This is a genomic window from Pseudomonas sp. 2VD (assembly GCF_005503585.1).
Lineage (GTDB): Bacteria > Pseudomonadota > Gammaproteobacteria > Pseudomonadales > Pseudomonadaceae > Pseudomonas > Pseudomonas aeruginosa.
This window is the reverse complement of the sequence record NZ_SCND01000518.1, coordinates 1-3,161: the sequence shown is the minus strand read 5'-3', so window position 1 is coordinate 3,161 and position 3,161 is coordinate 1. Positions and strand designations below refer to the sequence as shown.

Sequence of the window (3,161 nt, the reverse complement as noted above, 5' to 3'; positions counted from 1 at the left end):
GCTTGAAGGCCAGCCCCCAGAGCGCCACCGTGCGCCCTTGCCCGCACGCCAGCGCGTCCGGATAGCGTGCCGCGACCCCGGCGTTGGCCACCGGGTCATGGGCCCTGACCCGCACCCCGTGGCGCAGCAGTGCCTCCAGCAGGACCAGGCTCGGCGCCTCGCGCAGGTCGTCGGTACCCGGCTTGAAGGCCAGCCCCCAGAGCGCCACCGTGCGCCCTTGCCAGCGTCCCTGGAACAGTTCGCCGAGGGTCTCGAAGAGCAGTTCCTTCTGCCGCGCGTTGCGCGCTTCCACCGCACGCAGTATCTGGCTGTCGAAGCCCTGTTGCTCGGCGCTGCGGATCAGCGCGCGGACGTCCTTGGGAAAGCACGAGCCGCCGTAGCCGCAGCCGGCGTAGATGAAATGGGTGCCGATGCGCTTGTCGCTGCCCATGCCGCGGCGCACGTCCTCGATGTCGACGCCGGTGAGGGCGCACAGCCCGGCCATCTCGTTCATGAAGGAAATCTTGGTGGCGAGGAAGGCATTGGCCGCGTACTTGCTGAACTCGGCCTCGCGGCGCCCCATCAGCAGGACCCGCTCGTGATTGCGCAGGAACGGCGCGTAGAGCTGGCGCAGGGTTTCCCCGGCCTGCGCCTCGGCGCTGCCGATGATGACCCGGTCTGGGCGCCTGAAGTCGTCCACCGCCGAGCCTTCCTTGAGGAACTCCGGATTGCTCGCCACCGCCACCCGGAAGCGCTTGCGCCGGCGCGCCAGGCCCAGGCGGATGATCTCTTCGACCCGTTCGGCGGTGCCCACCGGCACGGTCGACTTGTTGACCACGATGCAGGCCTGGCGCAGTTGCGCGCCAAGTTGCTCGGCGACCGCCATCACGTGGCTGAGGTCGGCCGAGCCGTCCTCGCCGCACGGCGTGCCGACGGCGATGAACACCACCTCGGCGTCGGCCAGGCCTTCCGCCAGGCTGGCGGTGAAGGTCAGGCGGGCGGCGTCCAGCTGATCGCGCAGGATGCTTTCCAGGCCCGGTTCGTAGATCGGCATCTCGCCGCGTCTCAGCCGCGCGACCCGCTCGCGGTCACGCTCCACGCAACGCACCTGGTTGCCCATCTCGGCGAAACAGGCCGCCGTCACCAGTCCCACATAGCCCGCACCAATCACGCATAGCCGCATGGCGTCGTCCTCCGCTGGCCTCGCCCTCTCTCTGCGGACGATTGCAGCCAAGCGCGGTGGCAGGCGCGTGACGCTGGCGTGAAGCTACCGTGACAGAACCCGCGCGGATGCCCGGGGTCCACCCAAGGTAGGCGGAGAAAACGGGAGGTTCCCATGTCCATCGAAATCGATTCGGAACAAGGCATCTGCAGCGTGGAGATCGAAGGCAGCCGGCATCGCGCGCCGGTCGACAGCCTGCGCATCGGTACCGACGCCGAGGCGCGCCTGTCGGTGCTCTACATCGACGGCAAGCGCCTGCACATCAGCGAGGAAGACGCCCAGCGGCTGGTGGTCGCCGGCGCCGAGGACCAGCGCAGGCACCTGATGGCGGACGATTGACGCCCTCAGGCGTCCGCCAGCAACAGGTAGGGAGAACTGCGCAGGCTGTCGAGGCCGGCGCGGAACATGCGTTCGGCGCGGTTCCAGGGATCGTCGCGCAGGCGCTCGGTCCAGGCCAGGGTGCCGCAGATGCCGTCCCAGAGCGATTGCAGATAGATGCTGGCCAGCTCGACGTCCAGCCGCGCCGGCAGTTCGCCGCGCTCCACCGCCCGGCGGATCTGCCGGAGGCCGAAGCGTTGCCCCTGCTTCTCGAGCAGCTCGCGGCGGCGCAGCAGCGGCTCGTTCTCGTCGCTGCGTTCGCACTTGAGGTAGAGGATCTCCAGCACCCGCTGCACCGAACCGGGCTCGCAGCACTGGCGGAGAAAGCCCATGCCGGCGCGCAGGAGGATGTCCAGCGCCGGCACCCTGGCGTTTTCGTCGGGTACCTCGATCTGGCCGAAGGCGCGGTCGCACATCGCCAGGCAGACCTCGATCTTGTTCTTATAGTGGCCGTAGACCGCACCGCGAGAAACCCCGGCGGCGTCCGCCAGGTCGGCCATGGCAGTAGTGCCCACGCCCTTTTCCAGGAAAACCCGCTCGGCGGCATCGAGTATGCCGTCGCGGGTTTTCTGGGATTCCTCTTTGGTTTTCCTGGCCACTGAACGTCCTCACAAGGGAAAGGCGCCGCAGATCATAAGGATATGTTACAGAAACGCCAATTAATTAATCACTCATGATTGATTATATGCTACTGTCGCGCCGCTCGTGAGTTGCGGTGCCCTTTCCCGGGCAAGCTCGCGAGTTCACGAATCGAGGGACACCCATGCACATCCAATGGACCGGCTCGCTGCGCGGGCTGCTGGCGGCCCTGGTCGCCCTATTCCTGCTGGGCTGCGAAGAAGCAGCGGACACCGGGAAGACTGCGGAGGCCCCCGCCGAGGTCGGCGTGATCGTCGCCAGGCCGGCGCCCATCGGCATCACCAGCGAGCTGCCCGGACGCCTGGAAGCGTACCGCCAGGCCGAGGTGCGGGCGCGCGTCGCCGGCATCGTCACCCGTCGCCTGTACGAGGAAGGCCAGGACGTCCGCGCCGGCACCGTGCTGTTCCAGATCGACCCTGCGCCCTTGAAGGCGGCCCTGGACATCAGCCGCGGCGCCCTGGCCCGGGCCGAGGCCAGCCACGCGGCGGCGGCCGACAAGCTCAAGCGCTACGCCGACCTGATCAAGGACCGCGCCATCAGCGAACGCGAGTACACCGAAGCGCAGACCGACGCGCGCCAGGCCCTGGCGCAGATTGCCTCGGCCAAGGCCGAACTGGAGCAGGCCCGCCTGCGCCTGGGCTACGCCACGGTCACCGCGCCGATCGACGGCCGCGCGCGGCGTGCGCTGGTCACCGAAGGCGCGCTGGTCGGCGAGGACTCGCCGACACCGCTGACCCGCGTCGAGCAGATCGATCCGATCTACGTGAACTTCTCCCAGCCGGCCGGCGAAGTCGCCGCCATGCAGCGGGCGATCCGCGAAGGCCAGGTGAAGGGTGTCGGCGCGGACCTCCACGTCTTCCACCACGCCCTGTGGGTTGACCACCTTGACCACGGCGGACTGGGCGGTACGGATCAGCGCGTCGCGCGGGACGGTGATCGCCTG

Annotated in this window: 4 protein-coding genes; 2 read left to right on the top strand and 2 right to left on the bottom strand. The window is 68.6% G+C overall.

Annotation, left to right across the window (positions count from 1 at the left end; all coding sequences use genetic code 11):
- A partial coding sequence (locus FFS27_RS30945; RefSeq protein ID WP_137952458.1) for a UDP-glucose 6-dehydrogenase occupies positions 1-1,162 on the bottom strand: 1,162 nt, incomplete at its 3' end.
- A gap of 153 nt (positions 1,163-1,315) precedes the next feature.
- Between FFS27_RS30945 and FFS27_RS30940 the strand changes: the two genes are divergently transcribed.
- Positions 1,316-1,540, top strand: coding sequence for a DUF3203 family protein (locus tag FFS27_RS30940; protein WP_003088627.1), 225 nt, complete (start codon positions 1,316-1,318; stop codon positions 1,538-1,540).
- 5 nt (positions 1,541-1,545) lie between these two features.
- On the opposite strand, the gene mexZ is transcribed toward FFS27_RS30940, so the two are convergent.
- Positions 1,546-2,178, bottom strand: a complete 633-nt coding sequence (gene mexZ / locus FFS27_RS30935) for an efflux pump transcriptional repressor MexZ (protein WP_003088626.1) — start codon at positions 2,176-2,178, stop codon at positions 1,546-1,548.
- Positions 2,179-2,342: 164 nt separating this feature from the next.
- Between mexZ and FFS27_RS30930 the strand changes: the two genes are divergently transcribed.
- Positions 2,343-3,161, top strand: an 819-nt coding sequence (locus FFS27_RS30930) for an efflux RND transporter periplasmic adaptor subunit (protein WP_256659793.1), incomplete at its 3' end; no start/stop codon positions are given.

What these genes read in the sequence shown, in the direction of transcription:
- FFS27_RS30940 (WP_003088627.1), top strand. Translation starts at nt 1,316, where the DNA reads ATGTCCATCGAAATCGATTCGGAACAAGGCATCTGCAGCGTGGAGATC.